General features: G+C 65.7%; 15 protein-coding genes and 1 tRNA gene. 7 read left to right on the top strand and 9 right to left on the bottom strand.

Annotation, left to right across the window (positions count from 1 at the left end; translation table 11 throughout):
- Positions 1-69 precede the first annotated feature (69 nt).
- Together ACIBI6_RS19740 and ACIBI6_RS19735 are read right to left on the bottom strand one after the other, a co-directional pair.
- The gene (locus ACIBI6_RS19740) at positions 70-987 is read right to left on the bottom strand and encodes a ribonuclease Z (RefSeq protein ID WP_364341123.1); all 918 of its coding nucleotides are present in this window, start codon (positions 985-987) and stop codon (positions 70-72) included.
- Positions 988-2,166, bottom strand: coding sequence for an aminotransferase class V-fold PLP-dependent enzyme (locus ACIBI6_RS19735; RefSeq protein ID WP_396957283.1), 1,179 nt, complete (start codon positions 2,164-2,166; stop codon positions 988-990).
- Positions 2,167-2,434: 268 nt separating this feature from the next.
- Between ACIBI6_RS19735 and egtA the strand changes: the two genes are divergently transcribed.
- The 4 genes from egtA to egtD all read left to right on the top strand — a co-directional run bounded on the left by egtA (position 2,435) and on the right by egtD (position 7,091).
- Positions 2,435-3,766, top strand: coding sequence for an ergothioneine biosynthesis glutamate--cysteine ligase EgtA (egtA, locus tag ACIBI6_RS19730; RefSeq protein WP_396957282.1), 1,332 nt, complete (start codon positions 2,435-2,437; stop codon positions 3,764-3,766).
- 55 nt (positions 3,767-3,821) lie between these two features.
- On the top strand, positions 3,822-5,162 hold the full coding sequence (gene egtB / locus ACIBI6_RS19725) for an ergothioneine biosynthesis protein EgtB (RefSeq protein ID WP_396957281.1): 1,341 nt from the start codon (positions 3,822-3,824) through the stop codon (positions 5,160-5,162).
- 127 nt (positions 5,163-5,289) lie between these two features.
- Positions 5,290-6,123 (top strand): ergothioneine biosynthesis protein EgtC, encoded by an 834-nt coding sequence (egtC, locus tag ACIBI6_RS19720; RefSeq protein WP_396957280.1) that lies wholly within the window; start codon positions 5,290-5,292, stop codon positions 6,121-6,123.
- Positions 6,120-7,091 (top strand): L-histidine N(alpha)-methyltransferase, encoded by a 972-nt coding sequence (egtD, locus tag ACIBI6_RS19715; RefSeq protein WP_396957279.1) that lies wholly within the window; start codon positions 6,120-6,122, stop codon positions 7,089-7,091. Before egtC ends, egtD begins: the two co-directional genes overlap by 4 nt.
- 38 nt (positions 7,092-7,129) lie before the next feature.
- On the opposite strand, the gene ACIBI6_RS19710 is transcribed toward egtD, so the two are convergent.
- From ACIBI6_RS19710 to ACIBI6_RS19680, 7 genes are all read right to left on the bottom strand, one after another.
- Entirely contained in the window at positions 7,130-7,780 is a 651-nt protein-coding gene (locus ACIBI6_RS19710) for a DUF2461 domain-containing protein (RefSeq protein ID WP_364341135.1), read from the bottom strand.
- 67 nt (positions 7,781-7,847) lie between these two features.
- Positions 7,848-8,516: a hypothetical protein gene (locus ACIBI6_RS19705; RefSeq protein ID WP_364341137.1), complete on the bottom strand. Its 669-nt coding sequence runs from the start codon at positions 8,514-8,516 to the stop codon at positions 7,848-7,850.
- A gap of 39 nt (positions 8,517-8,555) precedes the next feature.
- The gene (locus tag ACIBI6_RS19700; protein WP_364341139.1) at positions 8,556-8,816 is read right to left on the bottom strand and encodes a hypothetical protein; all 261 of its coding nucleotides are present in this window, start codon (positions 8,814-8,816) and stop codon (positions 8,556-8,558) included.
- Positions 8,817-8,874: 58 nt separating this feature from the next.
- Positions 8,875-9,474, bottom strand: a complete 600-nt coding sequence (locus tag ACIBI6_RS19695; protein WP_396957278.1) for a hypothetical protein — start codon at positions 9,472-9,474, stop codon at positions 8,875-8,877.
- 103 nt (positions 9,475-9,577) lie between these two features.
- Positions 9,578-10,558: a ribose-phosphate diphosphokinase gene (locus ACIBI6_RS19690; RefSeq protein ID WP_364341143.1), complete on the bottom strand. Its 981-nt coding sequence runs from the start codon at positions 10,556-10,558 to the stop codon at positions 9,578-9,580.
- Positions 10,555-12,045 (bottom strand): bifunctional UDP-N-acetylglucosamine diphosphorylase/glucosamine-1-phosphate N-acetyltransferase GlmU, encoded by a 1,491-nt coding sequence (gene glmU / locus ACIBI6_RS19685; RefSeq protein WP_364341145.1) that lies wholly within the window; start codon positions 12,043-12,045, stop codon positions 10,555-10,557. The genes ACIBI6_RS19690 and glmU overlap by 4 nt, the downstream gene beginning before the upstream one ends.
- Before the next feature lie 94 nt (positions 12,046-12,139).
- A tRNA-Gln gene (locus ACIBI6_RS19680) sits at positions 12,140-12,210 on the bottom strand.
- Between the two features lie 305 nt (positions 12,211-12,515).
- Between ACIBI6_RS19680 and ACIBI6_RS19675 the strand changes: the two genes are divergently transcribed.
- The 3 genes from ACIBI6_RS19675 to mfd all read left to right on the top strand — a co-directional run bounded on the left by ACIBI6_RS19675 (position 12,516) and on the right by mfd (position 17,792).
- Positions 12,516-13,130 (top strand): TetR/AcrR family transcriptional regulator, encoded by a 615-nt coding sequence (locus ACIBI6_RS19675; RefSeq protein ID WP_364341147.1) that lies wholly within the window; start codon positions 12,516-12,518, stop codon positions 13,128-13,130.
- Between the two features lie 181 nt (positions 13,131-13,311).
- Complete coding sequence (locus ACIBI6_RS19670) at positions 13,312-13,959, top strand: TetR/AcrR family transcriptional regulator (protein WP_364341149.1); 648 nt, start codon at positions 13,312-13,314, stop codon at positions 13,957-13,959.
- Positions 13,960-14,177: 218 nt separating this feature from the next.
- Entirely contained in the window at positions 14,178-17,792 is a 3,615-nt protein-coding gene (mfd, locus tag ACIBI6_RS19665; protein WP_364341151.1) for a transcription-repair coupling factor, read from the top strand.
- The last annotated feature ends 44 nt before the right edge of the window (positions 17,793-17,836 follow it).

Genomic DNA, 17,836 nt, shown 5'->3' with positions numbered 1-17,836 from the left:
GCTGACTACGTCGCACACCGAATGCCCAGTGCGACGTAACCACTACTTATGCCACCATGCGGTTGGTGCTCAGTGTCGGGGCGGCAGGGCGATCCTCGCCAGGTCTGTGGCGATGACGATATCGCCGGTGAAGTGCAGGGCCGCCTCGGCGCGGTGGGCGTCGAGGTCGCGGTAGCGTTGGGAGAAGTGGGTCAGGACCAGGGTGCGCACACCGGCTTCGGCGGCGACTCGGGCGGCCTGGCCCGCGGTCAGGTGACCGTATTCCTCGGCGAGCTGGGCGTCGGCGTCCAGGAAGGTCGCCTCGATCACCAGCATGTCCACGCCCGAGGCGAGGGACAGCACGCCCGGGCACAGGCGGGTGTCCATGACGAATGCGAAGCTCTGGCCCGGCCTCGGCTCGCTGACTTCGGCCAGCGTGATTGTGCGCCCGTCGAATTCGATACTGCCCGTGCGCTGCAGTTGTCCGACCGCCGGGCCGTGCAGGCCGAATTCGGCGAGCCGCTCCGGCAGGATGCGCACACCGCTCGGTTCGGTGAGCCGGTAGCCGAAGGTTTCGATCGGGTGCGATAGCTCGACCGCCTCCAGGACGAACGGTGCGCCCGGTGCGTCCAGCGCACCCGGGTCGGCGATCGGATGCGGCCGAAGCTCGACGGTGCGATAGAACGAGCTGGCATTGCTCAGCCGATCGAAGAACACCGCACCCGATGCGGGGTAATACACATCGACCGGATGGGCGACCTTGTCCAGATTGATCCGCTGGATGATGCCGGGTAGCCCGAGGCAGTGGTCGCCGTGGAAATGCGTCACCGCGATCCGGGTAATGTCGGTGACCGACACGCCCGCGTAGGTCATCTGCCGCTGGGTGCCCTCGCCCGGATCGAAGAGGATGCCCTCCTCGCCCCAGCGCAGCAGATACCCATTGTGATTGCGCTGCTTGGTCGGAACCTGACTCGCGGTGCCGAGGACGACCAGTTCGCGAGGTGACATCTACAGCGCCGCGACCGCGCCGACGAACCGGTCCAGCTCCTCGAAACTCACGAAGCAGTGTGGCGAGGCGCGCACCACCGAATCCAGGCCACGGGCGGTCATATCCAGCAGCGTAGAGCTGGCATGGCTCGCCGTCACCGTAATATTCTGTGCCGCAAGGCAATCGCGTACCTCGACCGCCGATTTCCCGTCGACGGTGAACGAAACGATGCCGCTGTGCCGAATCCCGATGTCGCGCACCGTGACTCCGTTGATTTCCGGCAGCGATTTGCGCAGGTGTTCCGCGCGGACCGCGATCGCGTCGTAGACGTCCTCCGGTCCCAGCTCGAGCAGATATCGCACGGCCGCGCCGAGACCGAGTCGCGCAGCGACATCGCATTCCCAGAATTCGAAGCGACTCGCGTCGGGGACCAGGGCGTACTCCTGCGCACCGGTCCACTGCGCACTGTGCAGATCCAGTCGCTGCGGCTCCATCGACGCGGCCAATTCCGGTCGCACATAAAGGAATCCGGTGCCGCGCGGGCCGCGCAGCCATTTGCGGCCGGTGACCGAGAGTGCGTCGACATCGAGTTCGGCCACATCGATCGGCAGCTGCCCGGCCGACTGGCAGGCATCGAGCAGCACCAGCGCGCCGACCGAATGCGCGATCCGAGTGGCATCGGCGGCCGGGTTGACCAGACCGCCATTGGTCGGGACGTGCAGCACCGACACCAACTCGACCCGTTCGTCGACCATGTCGGCGAGTGCGTCGAGGTCGAGTTGGCCGCTGCCGTCGCTGGGAATCTGTTCGACCACCGCACCGGTTGCCTTGGCCCGCTGCAGCGCAGCAATGGCATTGCTCGCATAGTCGGCGCCGGAGATGAGGATACGGTCGCCGGGTGCGAGTGGCACCGAATAGAAGAAGTCTGCCCACGCGCGGGTCGCGCTATCGCTGAGCGCGATGCTGGTCGGATCGGCGTTGATGAGCCGGCCGATATCGGTTTTCACCGCGGCGAGGTCGTCGAGTCGCTCGTTCGCCGCGCGGTAGCCGCCGATTTCGGCCTCGCGTCGCAGATGCGCCACAACGGTATCGACGACGACTCGGGGCGGTAACGAGGAGCCCGCGCTGTCGAGGAAGACCAGATCGGATCCGGTGCCGTAGCCCGGTATGTCGGCACGTACGCGATTCTCGTCGAGCATGGCCTCGACAGTATCGCCGAAATCGGCGCATTGGGCTGTCGCACGAGTCGGCGCAGGTCCTGGCCACGGTGCGCGCGTCCCCCGCTGTGCATGACTACGAATTCAGATTCTTGTCACATTTCTTGTCGGTACCCCTCGCTACGCTGGTTTGGGTCGGTGCACTGGAATACGACCGACGCCCGAGGCGATACAGAACTACCTGAACAACTGTCGGCGGCACAGATGCGGCACAGCCACAGTTACCTGGTTTCACATGGTGGAGGTTGGTATGGCAGTCACGCTCGAGCATCCGAAGCGAGTGATCGCGCTGGAAAATGGCGAGCTCTCATCGCGGGCCGCGGCCGAGGCCTATCTCGAGAAAATCTGTTTCAAACTGGGCCCACCAACGCTCATCGGCGCCGAACTGGAATGGCTCACCGTGCAGGGTGAGTGTTCGTCGTCCGGCCCATCGGCCGCCCCCCGCCCGCAACTGGCTGCACTCGCAGATGCACTCGGACCCCATGCACCGCGGTCCATCGCCCCCGATTCACCGGCACTTCCGCTGCCAGGGGGCAGCCGGGTCACCATCGAACCCGGCGGTCAGATCGAACTCTCCAGTGCCCCGTTCGCCGCTGCCGCGCAGTTGTGCGAGGGTTTGCACGCCGATGCTCGGATGCTGCGCGATCTACTCGAATCCCGATCCATCCGCACCATTTCCGGCGCCGCCGATGCGGACCGCCGCCCCAAGCGGGTCTTGCGGTTGCCGCGCTACCGCGCCATGGAACAGTCCTTCGCAGGTATCGGCCCGTTCGGCAAATTGATGATGTGCAATACCGCGGCGACGCAGGTCAGCGTCGATGCCGGTGCGGACCGTGCCGAGGTCACCGGCCGGTGGAATGCGCTGTACGCGATCGGTCCCGCGCTACTCGCCGCGTTCGCCTGCTCGCCCGAATTGCACGGTGCGCCGGTGGGTGCGTGGGCATCGCAGCGAATGCGTACCTGGTTGCGTCTCGACCACGCCCGCACTCGTCCCGCGGTGCAGTCCTGGCCGGATCCGGTCAGCGGCTATGCGCGCTGGGCCCTGGATGTCCCGCTGCTGTGCGTTCGTCGCCCCGATGGCGTATCCGGCAATGGCAGCGGTATCAGCTGGGCAGCGCCGCCGGAGGCGACCTTCGCGGACTGGTTGTCCGGTGCGTTGGACGACGAGATCGGTCGGCGTCCCGATATCGGCGATCTCGACTATCACCTGACCACACTGTTCCCACCGGTACGGGCCTCCGGACACCTCGAGGTCCGTTATCTGGACGCCCAGCCCGATAACGACTGGACCGTCCCGATCCACGTCTTCGACGCTTTGCTGTCGTCTCCGGCGGTTGTGGCCGAGGCGACGGCGCTCGCCGCGCCACTCGCGGGCCGCTGGCTCGATGCGGCGCGCTGCGGGTTGGCCGATCCGGAGATCCGCGGCGTCGCGGTCGAATTGCTGACCCTGGCCGCGACACATGCGGCGAGTCCGGCGGCGGCCCACGAGATCGAATCCGCGGCCGAGCGATGTCGCAGCGGTCGCACCCCGACCGATGAACTCGTTTCGCGCAGTGCGGATCAGCCCGAGGACCACCCGTGACCGTGGCGCCGCAGCCTCGAATCGCCGACCAGAACGAGTTCGGGAGATACCCATCGTGACCATTCAGTACCCCGCAACGGATAATTCCGGCACCGAACAATTGCGTGACCGGATCGCCGAAGTGCTCACCCGCGCAAGGGATCGCACCACCGGCCTCACCACCCTCGATGAAGCAGAGCTGGTCGCCCAGCATTCGCGACTGATGAGCCCGCTCGTCTGGGATCTCGCCCATATCGGCAATCAGGAAGAACTCTGGCTGGTCCGCGATGTCGGCCGACGCGAAGCGGTACGCGCCGATATCGACGAGCTGTACGACGCTTTCAAACACGCGCGCGCCAATCGCCCCGAACTGCCGCTGCTCAACCCCACCCAGGCCCGCGGCTATGTCGGCACCGTGCGCGACAAGGTGTGGGATGTATTGGAAACCAATACATTACGCGGTGATCCGCTGGTCGACGGCGGCTTCGCATTCGGCATGATCGCCCAGCACGAGCAGCAGCATGACGAAACCATGCTCGCCACCCACCAATTGCGCACCGGCCCCGCCGTGCTTTCCGCACCCGACGCACCCTCGGCGGCGACCCCGGCGGGTGGCGAAGTCGTCATTCCCGCGGGCGAATTCGTCATGGGTACCTCGACCGACCCATGGGCACTGGACAATGAGCGTCCGGCGCATCCGGTTCATGTGCCCGGCTTCGCCATCGATGTCGCACCGATCACCAATGCGCAGTACCAGGCCTTCATCGCCGACGGCGGTTACGAGCGGCCCGAGCTGTGGTCCGAACGCGGTTGGGCGCACCGGCAGGACGCGGGGCTGGCGGCGCCGCAGTTCTGGGAGTGCGATCCGGCCGGACACTGGTGGCGTCGGGCATTCGGCGTGATGACACCGGTGCGTCCGCAGCAGCCGGTGGTGCACGTCTGCTGGTTCGAGGCCGAGGCCTACGCCAACTGGGCAGGCAAACGCCTGCCCACCGAGGCCGAATGGGAGAAGGCGGCGCGCTTCGATCCGGAGACCGGCACGTCCCGCCGCTACCCGTGGGGTGATACCGAACCCGATTCCGCCACCGCGAATCTCGGCCAGCGGCACCTGGAACCCGCCGAGGTCGGTGCGTACCCGGCCGGTGCCTCTGCGACCGGTGTGCACCAGCTCATCGGCGACGTATGGGAATGGACCGCATCGGGTTTCGAGGCCTATCCGGGTTTCCGCGCATTCCCGTACGCCGAATACTCCGATGTGTTCTTCGGCGGCGACTACCGAGTCCTGCGCGGCGGCTCCTTCGGCACCGATCCGGTCGCCTGTCGCGGCACCTTCCGCAACTGGGATCACCCCGTCCGCCGACAGATCTTCTCCGGCTTCCGCCTGGCCCGCGACCTGCGAAAAGGCGAGGGCGAGTGAGCGTATCGAGTGCTGACGCACAGCCGAACCCGATCGGAGGGCGGTCGGCAGAGGTGCCGCAACGGCCTACCAGCGGCCCGGCCCGCCGAGCCCGCACCCGACACATGACGGTGGGAGGTGCGCACTGATGTGTCGTCAACTCGGTTACATCGGCCCTTCCGTGCGCGTGGGCGACATGTTGACGCTCGGTTCGCATTCCCTGCGAACCCAGGCGTGGGCGCCGAAGGATATGCGCGGGGGCGGGACGATCAATGCGGATGGGTTCGGGGTGGCCTGGTGGCGTGACGAGGATGGGGTAACCGTCAGCCGGTATCGCAACTCCGCGCCCATCTGGACCGATCCGGCGGTGGAAGAGGTACTGCCGCAACTGGAGTCGTGGGCGGTATTGGGGGCGGTTCGCTCGGCGACCATAGGTATGCCGGTCGAGCGGAACGCCTGTGCGCCGTTCACACACGGCCGATGGGCATTCAGCCATAACGGGGTGGTGCCCGATTGGCGACGGGCGCTCAGCGCGGTCGCCGAGGAATTCGGCTCCACCGCAACCGAACTCGGCGCCGATCAGCTGTTCGACTCGGTGCGATTGCTGGAGGCCGAATCCGCGACCGATTCGGCGACGCTGTGGGTGCTCCTGCGCAGTCTGCTCTCGACCGACACTCCCGATGGTTCGTGGGCGGCGGCACCGGCGGCATTGCGCCTGCTGGTCGCGGCCGTCCTGGCCCAAGCCCCCGGCGCCCGACTGAATTTCCTGCTCGGTGACGGCAAGCAGATGTGGGCGACCACTGTCTATCACTCGCTATCAGCCCTGGTCACCGATGATTTCGCCATCCTGTCATCGGAACCCTTCGACGACGACCCGCGCTGGCAGCCGATTCCGGATCGCCAGCTGGTCAGCGCCCGTCCCGGCGCGCTGTCCGTCACACCGCTTCTCGACGTTCCAAGCACGAAAGGCTCGCTCCTATGACCGCACCGACGCTGGAGATCCACCTATCCGACGACGACCTCACCTCGGCGTTGCGCACGGATGCCAGGCTCGGCCTCACCGCGGATCCGAAATGGTTGCCACCCAAGTGGTTCTACGACGCCCGCGGCAGTGAATTGTTCGAGCAGATCACCGAACTGGCCGAGTACTACCCGACCCGCACCGAACGCGCGCTGCTGGAGCGGGTCGTCGGCGAGATCGCCCGCACCGCACAGGCCGAGGTCCTGGTCGAACTCGGATCGGGCTCGGCCGCCAAGACCCGGCTGCTGCTATCCGCGCTGACCGCCGAGGGGCCGCTGAAAACCTATGTTCCGCAGGATGTCTCGTCCTCGGCGCTGCAGGCTGCCGCCGCGGAGATCGCGGCGGAGTTTCCCGGCCTAGCGGTGCACGGCGTGGTCAGCGATTTCACCGACACCCTGCACAATCTGCCGCGCGGTGGCCGCCGGATGATCGCCTTCCTCGGCGGCACCATCGGCAACCTCGTCCCCGCCGAGCGGGCCGAATTCCTGTCCAGCATCTACGAGGTGCTCGAGCCTGGTGAGCGGCTACTGCTCGGCGCGGGCCTGGTCATCGATCCCGCGGTACTGGTCCCCGCCTATGACGACGGGGCCGGTGTCACCGCCGAATTCAACCGAAATGTTTTGCATGTCTTGAACGGTCGCCTCGACGCCGATTTCGAGCCGGACAAGTTCGCGCACCTTGCCATCTGGGATGCCGAACACGAGTGGATCGAAATGCGCCTGGAGGCCACCGAAGAGATGACCGTGACAGTTCGCGAGCTGGACCTCACCGTCCAGTTCGCGCGCGGCGAGCAGATGCGCACCGAAATCTCGGCCAAATTCCGCATTGACGGATTCGACGCCGAACTGGCGGCGGCGGGATTCCAGACCGAACAGGTGTGGACCGATCCGGACGACCGCTTCGCCCTCGTCCTCGCCGCCCGCGGCTGAGCCCGACCCACCCCGCCGGCTTCGCCGGCTGCCATCCCCTAAGTCCGGGCGGGCGCACCACTGACCACCGCGCCCAGCCATTCGATGAAGGGCCGCATCGCCTCCCAGGCGGTGCGGACCTCCTTCGCGGCGCGCGGTTTGTCCAACCAGGCCGGTGCGCCGTATTCCTTACTGCAGGTCAACGATTTGTGCCGCAGCAGATCGATGCGCGGATGGTCGGCGTCATACCCTTTCGGCTTGGTCTTCAGCTGCTCGCCGCCGATGGTGAATCCGGCCTTGGTCAGCTTGGCCAGAATCGCCTCCAGTTCCGGCCCCCGGACCTCGTCATCGATGGTGGCGCGCAACTGGGCGATCTGGGCGGGGGAGCCCGCATAGAATCCGCCGCCGACGAAAAGTCCGGCCGCGCTGATCTGCACATACCAGCCCGTACCCGGTGCCACGCTGACCACCGCGCCCTGCGCCGTCTTGTAAGGCACCTTGTCCTTCGAGAAGCGCACGTCCCGGTACGGGCGGAAGATCTTGGCGGTCCCGAAGTCCGCCTCCAACTCCGCGGTCAGCGCGACCATCGGCGCCTTGACCGACTCCTCGTAGACATCCTTGTGCGCGGTCCAGAAGGCCTTCGAGTTATCGGCTTCCAGATCCTCGTAAAAGTCCAGCCCCGCGAGTGGGAACCCACCGAATCGACTCATGCTGACCACGCTAGCCTTGCCCACCCCGCCGACTGTCATCCACCTGGGACGCGTGTCCAGCACATCGTCATTCGGTGTCCGGGATCATGCTGCCGCTGAAGACGGCATAGACGAGGATGATTCCGATGACCAGGGAAATAGCGGATGCGATGGCGGCCCATTTGCCGAGGGATTCGCCCTTTTTGTGACCGATGATGCCCAGAATGATGCCGACCGGGCCGAATAGGTAGGGGCAGAACAGCAATGAAATGCCCGCGCAGACGAAGCCGATGATCGACAGGGGCTGGGAACCCGATCGCGGTTCCGGCGTGATGTACGGCTGGGGGGTGTAGGCGGGATAGCCGCCGGTTTCCGGGGTGGAATCGGTGATCGGCGGATAGACGGTGCCCGGCTGATCCCGGTCGTAGCGTGCCGACGCCTTGTCATTCCACGGTTGCTGTTGCGCCGACTCCGGCGACGGCTGCGGTTGTACGACGAGATCTGGTGCGGTTTCGGCGGCCGCAGGCTGGACCGGTGTCTGCGCGCCCGGCCCCGCACTCCACGGCTGCGCCGAAAAATCCGCGGCTGCGGGCTCGGCTGGAAGCGGCGCTGCGGGTTCGACGGGTTGCGACTCCCACGGTCCGCTGGTGGCCGGGGTGGCCCAAGCCGTGCCCGAGGGTTCGAGCGGCTCGGATTCGCCGACCGGTTTCTCCGGCGAGGCGTCGCCTCGCTCGGGCCCCTGCTGCGGAGTGGTCATCGAACTCTCCTCGTATCGTCCGATCGGCGGGGCGGCGGCTTATAGGTCCGAATCGTCGACGATCTCCATCGCGGCGACCTCGGCGGGCCGCTCGTCCTCCTCGGCGAGTTCGGATTTCCGACGATGCGGGGTCCACTCCTGTTCGAGTTCCTCGCCTATACCGAGGCGGCCGTCATCGTCATTTTCGCGATAGCGAATATGCAGGTCAGCAGGCGGATCCTCGACATTTCGCCGGTATGCGCGGATCTCGTCTTCCTGCTTATCGTCCCCCATGTCCATATCAAGCGGGTCACGGTCCATACCTCCAGTATCCCCCTCGACATCGCAGGCAAACGGGATCCGACGAGTGCGAACCCGTTCAGCTGAAGGCCCCGAGGAACCCGACGAAGGCGATGACCAGGATGACCGCGATGGCCAGCACCGCGCCATTGGCGATGGCCGCCCACTTGCCGAGCGATTCGCCCTTGTTGTGTCCGATGATGCCCAAGACGATGCCCGCCGGTCCGGTGATCACGATGGGCAGGCCACAGAACATCACCACCGACAGTGCGGTGGCCGCCAGGCACGAGAAGCTGATGATCGAGAAGATCGGGACATCGGATTGCCGGGGCGGTGTGTACGGCTGGTACGGATAACCAGGGTAAGCACCGGGCGCTTGCGGATAGCCGGGTGGTCCGACATACGGACCGGCTTGCGGGTAGCTCGGCGGGTACGGGGGCGGCGGGTAGGCAGTGGGCTGCTGATAACCCGCGGGCGGGGTATACGGTGGGGCCGTCTCCGGCGAAAACTGTTGTCCTGGTTGATAAGTCGGCATCGGATCGATACCCGGCCGCGCCGACCAGACCTTGGTCGCGTCCGCGTTGTCCTGCGGCTGGGCGACCTGCGTTGGATCGGCAGGTAGCGAGTCCTGCGATTTCCCGAGGTTGACGTTCGGTTCTGAATCTCGCGGCGCAGTCATGTCGGCTCCCCCTCCTCGGCTTGCCCTGTGTCCCATGGGAGTACCACCCGACAAGGCAATGGCGGCTCGGACAATGTCCGAGCCGCCATTTTACAAAGAGCGGTCAAGCGTTGCCGTTGAAAAGTCCGGTGACCGAACCGTTCTCGAAGACCTCGCGAATCGTACGAGCCAGCAGCGGCGCGATCGACAGCACGGTCAGCTGCGGGAACTTCTTCTCCTCGCTGATCGGCAGCGTATTGGTGACCACGACCTCCTTGGCACCACAGTTGGCCAAGCGCTCGGCGGCCGGATCGCTCAGCACGCCGTGCGTCGCGGCGATGACCACATCACCGGCACCGGCCTCCTTGAGCACCTTGACCGCGCCGGCGATGGTGCCACCGGTGTCGATCATGTCGTCGATCAGGATGCAGGTGCGGCCCTCGACCTCACCGACCACGCGGTTGGCCTTGATCTGGTTCGGCACCAGCGGGTCGCGGGTCTTGTGGATGAACGCCAGCGGCGAGCCGCCCAGCGAGTCGGCCCACTTCTCCGCGACGCGCACGCGACCGGAATCGGGGGAGACCACGGTGATGTGCTCGAGGCTGTAGTTGTTGCGCACGTACTCGGCCAGCTGCAGCTGGGCGTGCATGTGATCGACCGGGCCGTCGAAGAAGCCCTGGATCTGATCGGTGTGCAGGTCGACGGTGATGATGCGATCCGCGCCCGCTGTCTTGAGCAGATCGGCGACCAGGCGGGCGGAGATGGGCTCGCGGCCGCGGTGCTTCTTGTCCTGACGGGCGTACGGGTAGAACGGCAGCACCGCGGTGATCCGCTTGGCCGAACCGCGCTTGAGCGCGTCGATCATGATCAGCTGTTCCATCAGCCACTGGTTCAGCGGAGCCGGAAAGCTCTGCAGCACAAAGGCATCCGAGCCACGCACGGACTCCTCGAACCGCACGAAGATCTCGCCGTTGGCGAAGTCGCGCGCGGTCTGCGGGGTTACGTGGACGTCGAGTTCCTTGGCCACCTGCTCGGCCAGCTCAGGATGAGCGCGTCCCGAGAAGAGCATCAGGTTCTTCTGGTTGTCGATCCATGACGCGGTCACTGCTGTTTGCCATCCTTTTGCTCGATTGCCTGACCCGACATCTCTTTGCTCGCGATGGCTTCCGCCGCCGCCTGTGCCGCGTCCGTCCCCGGACGGTTGCGCTGCACCCAGCCCTCAATGTTTTTCTGCGGCCCACCTGAAACCGCGAGTGCCCCCGGAGGAACGCTTCTACGCAGCACAGTACCCGCCGCCGTATACGCCCCGTCACCCACCGTCACCGGTGCGACGAACATGGTGTCGCTGCCGGTCCGCACATGCGAGCCGACCACGGTGTGATGTTTTTTCACACCGTCGTAGTTGACGAAAACACTGGAGGCGCCGATGTTGCTGTGCTCACCGATGGTGGCATCGCCGACATAAGTGAGGTGCGGGACCTTGGAATGCGCGCCGATCGATGCGTTCTTGGTTTCGACGAATGCGCCGAGCTTGCCGGAATCACCGACAACGGTGCCGGGACGCAGATAGCTGAACGGCCCTATATTCGCACCGGGACCAATCACAGCCTGATCACCGTGAGTGCGAACAACGTGTGCGCCGTTGCCGACGATGACATCGGTGAGCGTGGAATCCGGTCCGATCACCGCGTCCTCACCGATGACGGTGCCGCCGAGCAATTGCACACCCGGTCGGATTTCGGCGTCCCTGGCGATTCTGACGTTCGCGTCGACCCAAGTGGTCGCGGGATCGATAATCGTGACACCGGCGCGCATATGCCGTTCGAGGATGTAGCGGTTGAGCGTCCGCGCGGCCTCCGACATCTGCACCCGGTCGTTGACGCCGGTGACCTTGGCCGAATCGAGCAGCCGCGCGCCGTGCACCGGATGTCCGGCCTCGCGGGCCAGCCGCAGCACATCGGTCAGGTACAGCTCATGCTGGGCGTTGGCGGTGGACAGGCGTCCGATCATGGTGCGCAGCACGGTCGCGTCGAAGGCGTAGACACCCGAGTTGACCTCGGTGATCGCCGACTGCGCCGGGGTGGCGTCGGCATGTTCGACGATTTCGGTGACCTGGCCGTCGGCATCGCGGACGATGCGGCCGTAGCCGTTCGCGTCGTCCGGCTCGAAGGTCAGCACGGTCACCGCGGAACGTTCGGTGTAGCTGCGGTGTTCGTCGAGCAGCGCGGACAGGGTGTGCCCGTCCAGCAGCGGCACATCGGCGGAGGTGACCAGCAGGTCGCCGGTGAAGTCTTCGGGAACCGCCGCGAGGGCGCACTGCACCGCGTGGCCGGTTCCCAGCTGTTGTTCCTGGATGGCGGTGGCGATGTCGCGGCCGAGGTCGGCGGCTACGGCGGCGACCGCGGCGCCGACTTGTTCCCGATCGTGTCCTACCACGGTGATGAGGAACGCGGGGTCGATCTCGTTGGCCGCATGCAGCGCGTGCGCGAGCATGCTTCGACCGGCCAGCGAATGCAGCACTTTAGGAGTCTTCGACCGCATTCGCGTCCCGGCACCGGCTGCGAGAACGACGACGGCGGTCTGCTGTGGCATGGATCTCCCTCGGCTGCCTGTCATCGTGCTTGGGGCTGTCGTCGTGCTTGGTCAGCGATGTGCGCGGCCAACGATAAGCCATCGTGTCGGTGTGCTCCGCCGCCAGGACTCGAACCTGAACTATCTGAACCAAAATCAGAGGTGCTGCCATTACACTACGGCGGATTGTCACACCGGCGGATCTGCGTAACCCGCCACTGCGCCAGCGGCACGGCATGAATCCTCGCATGAAGACCTCCCGTTCGTCGAACTGCTTCGCCGAATTAATGCGTACCCATCTCCGCAACCTGTTCACACCGGTCGCGTTATCTGGGCGAACGCCGAAATCGGCCGCTCGATCGCCGTGTTCGGCGGGGCGACGCGCGCGCGGGCGGAGCTGTCTGGAACAGTTGTCGGCAAAAGTTACGGGTCAGGCGCAGGGAGGCGGGGCGTTGTCTTCGGGTGAACCGCATCGAGTGTCCCGGCCGCGGATGACGGGAACTCAGCGGCGGCAGCAGTTGATCGAGATCGGTCGCGCTTTATTCGCCGAGCGGGGCTACGACGCGACCTCGATCGAGGAGATCGCGCAGCGGGCCCAGGTCTCCAAACCCGTGGTGTACGAACACTTCGGCGGCAAGGAGGGGCTCTACGCCGTGGTCGTGGACCGTGAGATGTCGATGTTGCTGGACATGATCACCTCCTCGCTCACCCAGAATCGGTCCAGAATCCGGCTCGAACAGGTCGCGCTCGCGCTGCTGACCTATATCGAGGAACGCACCGACGGATTCCGAATCCTGGTGCGCGATCAGCCCGCAGCTACCGCGGAGGGCCGCTACTCGAGCCTGCTGAACGAGGCCACCAATCAGGTCGCGCATATTCTCGGCGGCGATTTCGAGCAGCGCGGTTTCGATACCAGTCTGACCGGTTTGTACGCGCAGGCATTGGTGGGCATGGTTTCGACCGCCGCGACCTGGTGGCTGGACGAGCGCAAACCGTCGAAAGAGGTTGTGGCGGCACATCTGGTCAACCTGTGCTGGAACGGACTCAGTCATTTGGAAGCCCACCCGCAGCTGAGCTCGGAATGGCGCGCCGGTACGGGGGACTGACCGCAGTGGTAGCCAGTGAATTGCGCGGTATGCCGGTCCGGATGCTCGAATTCCCGGGCAGGCGCTCACCTGGTGGTACGGTTCACCCATCCTCAGGGTGCTGTTCGAGCGGTAAGTCGGTCTACTTCGGGATGTCGGTCTACTTCAGGATGGCTGGTTTTAAGGATGACAGGCGGATCTGATGGCTAGGCAAGCGCGCGCGGAGATCACCCGCGATTCCGTCCTTGCGGGCGCTGCCGATGTCTTTCTGCGCTTGGGATATGCGAATGCGAGCCTGAGCGAGATCATCGCGCAGTCGAACGTGACCAAGGGCGCCTTGTACTTTCACTTCGGTTCGAAGGAAGAGCTAGCGCGCGCCGTGGTCGACCAGGGCAATGAGCGCCTGGTCAGTTCGTGCCAGGGTTTCTTCGATCCCAGAGTGCCCGCGCTCGAGGCATGTATCGGGATCACCTATGTCGTCGCGGACCTATCGATGAACGATCCGATGGTCGGCGCGATGCTCAAGCTGACCCATCAGATCGGCGACTACCGCGGCGCCCAGGGCGACAATATCGCCAAGACCTGGGGCGATACCTACCGTGTGCTATCCGAACGGGCCATTGCCCAGGGCGACCTGGAGGCCGATCTGGACGCCGAGGTGATCGGCCTGCTGCTGCAGGAAATGACCGCGGGCGTGCACATCACGGCGGTCGGGACCGATTCGATCGATCAGATGGCAACCCGCATGGAACGGGCCTGGTACTTCCTGCTCCCGTCGATCGTGCCCCCGGAGAAGCTCTCGTACTTCCGCGAATTCGCCGCCCGCCGCCTACGCCGCTACGTGCCATAAAACTTGTCACAGCGCGTTGGTAGGTTGTGACGTGTCGACTGATTTCGTGAGCACATGGGTAACTCATCGGGGTACGCCCAGAACTCGACTTCCCGCTCGACCGCCGGCCCGCTGCGACTGCGTTGTGGCACCTGACGACCGGCAAAAGAATCGGGGAGACGGGGGAGCCTAGACTCGGTTGGCCGTCTTGAAACCCCGCCTGAGCTCAGGAGCGTTCGATGTCCACCCACCGTCCACCTCTTGCCGGACTGGCCGCGGTGGCCGGGGCCGATTCGGCCCTGCGGACCGTCGCTGACCTGGTCGGAAAGTCGCCGGTCGAGCTGGTCGGGCCGTCGGCGGTGCGGCCGTTCGTCGCGGCGACGATTGCGGCCCAGCGGCCGCTGGTGGTGGTGACGGCGACCGGGCGGGAAGCCGATGATCTGACGGTCGAGCTGGAGGAAATCCTCGGCGCGGCGGTCGCGCAGTTCCCGTCCTGGGAGACGCTGCCGCACGAGCGGCTGTCACCGGGTGCCGACACCGTGGGCCGCAGGCTCGAGGTGCTGCGGCGGCTTGCGCATCCGGAGGACCCGGTATTTCCCGAGCCGCTGCGGGTCGTGGTGACGACCGTTCGCTCCTTGATGCAGCCGATGGCCGCGAGCCTCGGTGATATCGAACCGATCGTGCTGCGCGTCGGTGCGGAGTTCGATTTCGACGAATTGCTCTTGCGCCTGATCGAATTCGCCTACACCCGTGTCGATATGGTCGGCAAGCGCGGTGAGTTCGCGGTGCGCGGCGGCATCCTCGATCTGTTTCCGCCGACCGCGGATCATCCGGTGCGCGTGGAGTTCTGGGGCGACGAAGTGACCGAGCTGCGCCCCTTCGCGGTCGCCGACCAACGCTCGCTGACCGATCTGACGGTGGATGTGGTCGTCGCGCCGCCGTGCCGAGAACTCTTGCTCACCGCTCCCGTTCGCGATCGTGCAGCCGAGGTCGCGGTGGCCAATGCCGCCGACGCGGCGCTGGTCGAGATGTTGGAGAAGCTCGCCGAGGGCATTCCGGTCGAGGGCATGGAGGCCCTGCTGCCGGTGCTGCAGCCCGGCGAATTGCGGCTGCTCACTGAGGTTTTGCCGGAGGGCACCCAGCTGCTGCTGTGCGATCCGGAGAAGATTCGCACGCGCGCGGCCGATTTGGTACGCACGGGTGAAGAGTTCCTGGAGGCATCGTGGACCGCGGCTTCATTCGGCGGTGCGGCGCCGCTGGGCGGGCACGGACTGGATCTGGCCGCCTCCGGTTACCGCGCGCTGCCCGAAATCCATGAGAGCGCAAACGCACACGGTCTGCCCTGGTGGACTCTGAGCCCGCTGACCTCCGGTGATCCCGCCGAGGTCGTGCTGCCGGTGCTGGCCGGTCCGGTCGCGCGCGGCTCCGATGAGCTGGTGGCGACGATCTTCGCTTCACTGCGCGCGCATGTGCTGACCGGTGGCCGCGCGGTCGTGGTCGTCGCGGGTCACGGTACGGCGCAACGCATTCTGGAACGGCTCTCGGATGCCGAGGTGCCGGCGGCTGCTTTGGCAGTCGGCGCCGAACCTACGTCCGGACTGGTCGGTGTGCTGTGCGGTTCGCTGCACGACGGGTTGGTCTTCGATGACGCCGGCCTGGTGGTCGTCGCCGAATCCGACCTCACCGGCAACCGGGTCACCGCACCGGCGGAGGGGAAGCGACTACCGGCCAAGCGCCGCAACCAGGTCGACCCGCTGGCGCTGAATGCCGGGGACATGGTGGTGCACGATCAGCACGGCATCGGCCGGTTCGTGGAGATGATCGAGCGCACCGTCGGCGGGGCACGGCGGGAATACCTGGTCATCGAATACGCGCCAGGCAAGCGTGGCCAGCCCGGTGACCGGCTGTTCGTGCCGATGGAATCGCTGGATCAGCTCTCGCGCTATGTCGGCGGTGAGATGCCGAGTCTGTCCAAGCTCGGCGGGTCGGACTGGGCGAATACGAAACGCAAGGCGCGCAAGGCGGTTCGCGAGATCGCCGGTGAGCTGGTGCAGTTGTACGCTGCGCGTCAGGCCGCGCCGGGGCATGCGTTCGGTCCCGACAGTCCGTGGCAGAAGGAAATGGAGGACGCGTTCGCGTTCACCGAGACCGTCGACCAGATGACCGCCATCGCCGAGGTCAAGGCCGATATGGAGAAGGCGGTCCCGATGGACCGTGTGGTCTGTGGTGACGTCGGCTACGGCAAGACCGAGATCGCCGTGCGCGCCGCATTCAAGGCGGTGCAGGACGGTAAGCAGGTCGTCGTGCTGGTGCCGACAACCCTGCTGGCGCAACAGCATCTGCAGACGTTCACCGAACGCGTCGCCGGATTCCCGGTGACCGTCAAGGGTTTGTCCCGCTTCACCGATCCGGCGGAATCCCGCGCCGTCCTCGAGGGGATGGCCGAGGGTGCCGTCGATATCGTGGTCGGTACGCACCGGCTGTTGCAGACCGGTGTGCGGTGGAAGGATCTCGGCCTGGTCGTCGTGGACGAGGAACAGCGTTTCGGTGTCGAGCACAAGGAGCACATCAAGGCACTGCGCACGCACGTCGATGTGTTGACCATGTCCGCTACGCCGATTCCGCGCACCTTGGAGATGAGTCTGGCGGGCATCCGCGAGATGTCGACCATCCTGACGCCGCCCGAGGAGCGGCATCCAGTGCTCACCTATGTCGGCGGATACAACGACAAGCAGGTCACCGCGGCTATTCGGCGTGAGCTGCTGCGCGACGGCCAGGTCTTCTATGTGCACAACCGGGTCTCGTCGATCGATAAAGCGGCCAAGCGGATTCGGGATCTGGTGCCCGAGGCGCGGGTGGTGGTCGCGCACGGTCAGATGCACGAGGACATGCTCGAACAGACCGTGCAGGGGTTCTGGGAGCGCGAATTCGATGTGCTGGTCTGTACCACCATCATCGAGACCGGGCTGGATATCTCCAATGCGAATACGTTGATCGTGGAGCGCGCGGATGCTCTCGGTCTTTCACAGCTGCACCAGTTGCGAGGGCGCGTCGGCCGCAGTCGTGAGCGCGGGTACGCGTACTTCCTCTATCCGCCGGAGAAGCCGCTCACCGAGACGGCCTACGACCGGCTCGCCACCATCTCGCAGAACTCCGATCTCGGTGCCGGTATGGCGGTGGCCATGAAGGACCTCGAAATCCGTGGTGCCGGAAATGTGCTGGGCGCCGAGCAGTCCGGGCATGTAGCCGGGGTCGGATTCGACCTGTATGTGCGGCTTGTCGGTGAGGCGGTGGAGGCTTATCGGGCCGCCGCCGACGGTAAGCCGATTACGACCGAGGAGGTCAAGGAGGTTCGCATCGACCTCCCGGTGGATGCGCACATTCCGCCCGACTACATCACCAGCGATCGGCTCCGATTGGAGGCCTATCGCAAACTTGCCGCGGCGCAAGATGATCCGGCGCTGGCGTCGGTTGTCGAGGAACTTGTCGACCGGTACGGGCCGCTGCCCGTCGAGGTCGGCAGGTTGGTGTCGGTGGCGAAACTGCGCCTGCTGGCTCGCGAATACGATGTCACCGAAATCGCGGTCACCGGAACCACATTGAAGGTTTCGCCGATGAGTCTGCCCGACTCGAAGCAGATGCGGTTGAAGCGCCTGTACCCGAGTGCCGGCTATCGCGCGGCAAGTGGGGTTGTGCAACTGCCGCTGCCTCGGGTGGAGGACAGTGTGGGGGCGGACCGGGTGCGCGACGTCGTCCTGTTGCAATTCGTTGCCGACCTGTTGCTGCAGTTGGATGGCAAGCCGAAGGGCTTCGTCGAGCTGCGGGTCGCGACCGAGGCCACGGCGGCTCGATGAGTTCGGACCGCGACGAAGCCGTGCTGCGGGCCGCCCGGCATGCG

Source organism: Nocardia sp. NPDC050412 (genome assembly GCF_044458825.1).
GTDB lineage: Bacteria > Actinomycetota > Actinomycetes > Mycobacteriales > Mycobacteriaceae > Nocardia.
Note: the sequence above shows the minus strand (reverse complement) of the source record. Positions and strands in the feature narration are given on the sequence as shown.

Coding starts and splice junctions, on each gene's coding strand:
- glmU (WP_364341145.1), bottom strand. CDS start 12,045: ATGCCACAGCAGACCGCCGTCGTCGTTCTCGCAGCCGGTGCCGGGACG.
- ACIBI6_RS19675 (WP_364341147.1), top strand. CDS start 12,516: ATGACGGGAACTCAGCGGCGGCAGCAGTTGATCGAGATCGGTCGCGCT.
- mfd (WP_364341151.1), top strand. CDS start 14,178: ATGTCCACCCACCGTCCACCTCTTGCCGGACTGGCCGCGGTGGCCGGG.
- ACIBI6_RS19705 (WP_364341137.1), bottom strand. CDS start 8,516: ATGACCACTCCGCAGCAGGGGCCCGAGCGAGGCGACGCCTCGCCGGAG.
- ACIBI6_RS19735 (WP_396957283.1), bottom strand. CDS start 2,166: ATGCTCGACGAGAATCGCGTACGTGCCGACATACCGGGCTACGGCACC.
- egtD (WP_396957279.1), top strand. CDS start 6,120: ATGACCGCACCGACGCTGGAGATCCACCTATCCGACGACGACCTCACC.
- egtC (WP_396957280.1), top strand. CDS start 5,290: ATGTGTCGTCAACTCGGTTACATCGGCCCTTCCGTGCGCGTGGGCGAC.
- ACIBI6_RS19740 (WP_364341123.1), bottom strand. CDS start 987: ATGTCACCTCGCGAACTGGTCGTCCTCGGCACCGCGAGTCAGGTTCCG.
- ACIBI6_RS19700 (WP_364341139.1), bottom strand. CDS start 8,816: ATGGACCGTGACCCGCTTGATATGGACATGGGGGACGATAAGCAGGAA.
- ACIBI6_RS19670 (WP_364341149.1), top strand. CDS start 13,312: ATGGCTAGGCAAGCGCGCGCGGAGATCACCCGCGATTCCGTCCTTGCG.
- egtA (WP_396957282.1), top strand. CDS start 2,435: ATGGCAGTCACGCTCGAGCATCCGAAGCGAGTGATCGCGCTGGAAAAT.
- ACIBI6_RS19695 (WP_396957278.1), bottom strand. CDS start 9,474: ATGACTGCGCCGCGAGATTCAGAACCGAACGTCAACCTCGGGAAATCG.
- ACIBI6_RS19710 (WP_364341135.1), bottom strand. CDS start 7,780: ATGAGTCGATTCGGTGGGTTCCCACTCGCGGGGCTGGACTTTTACGAG.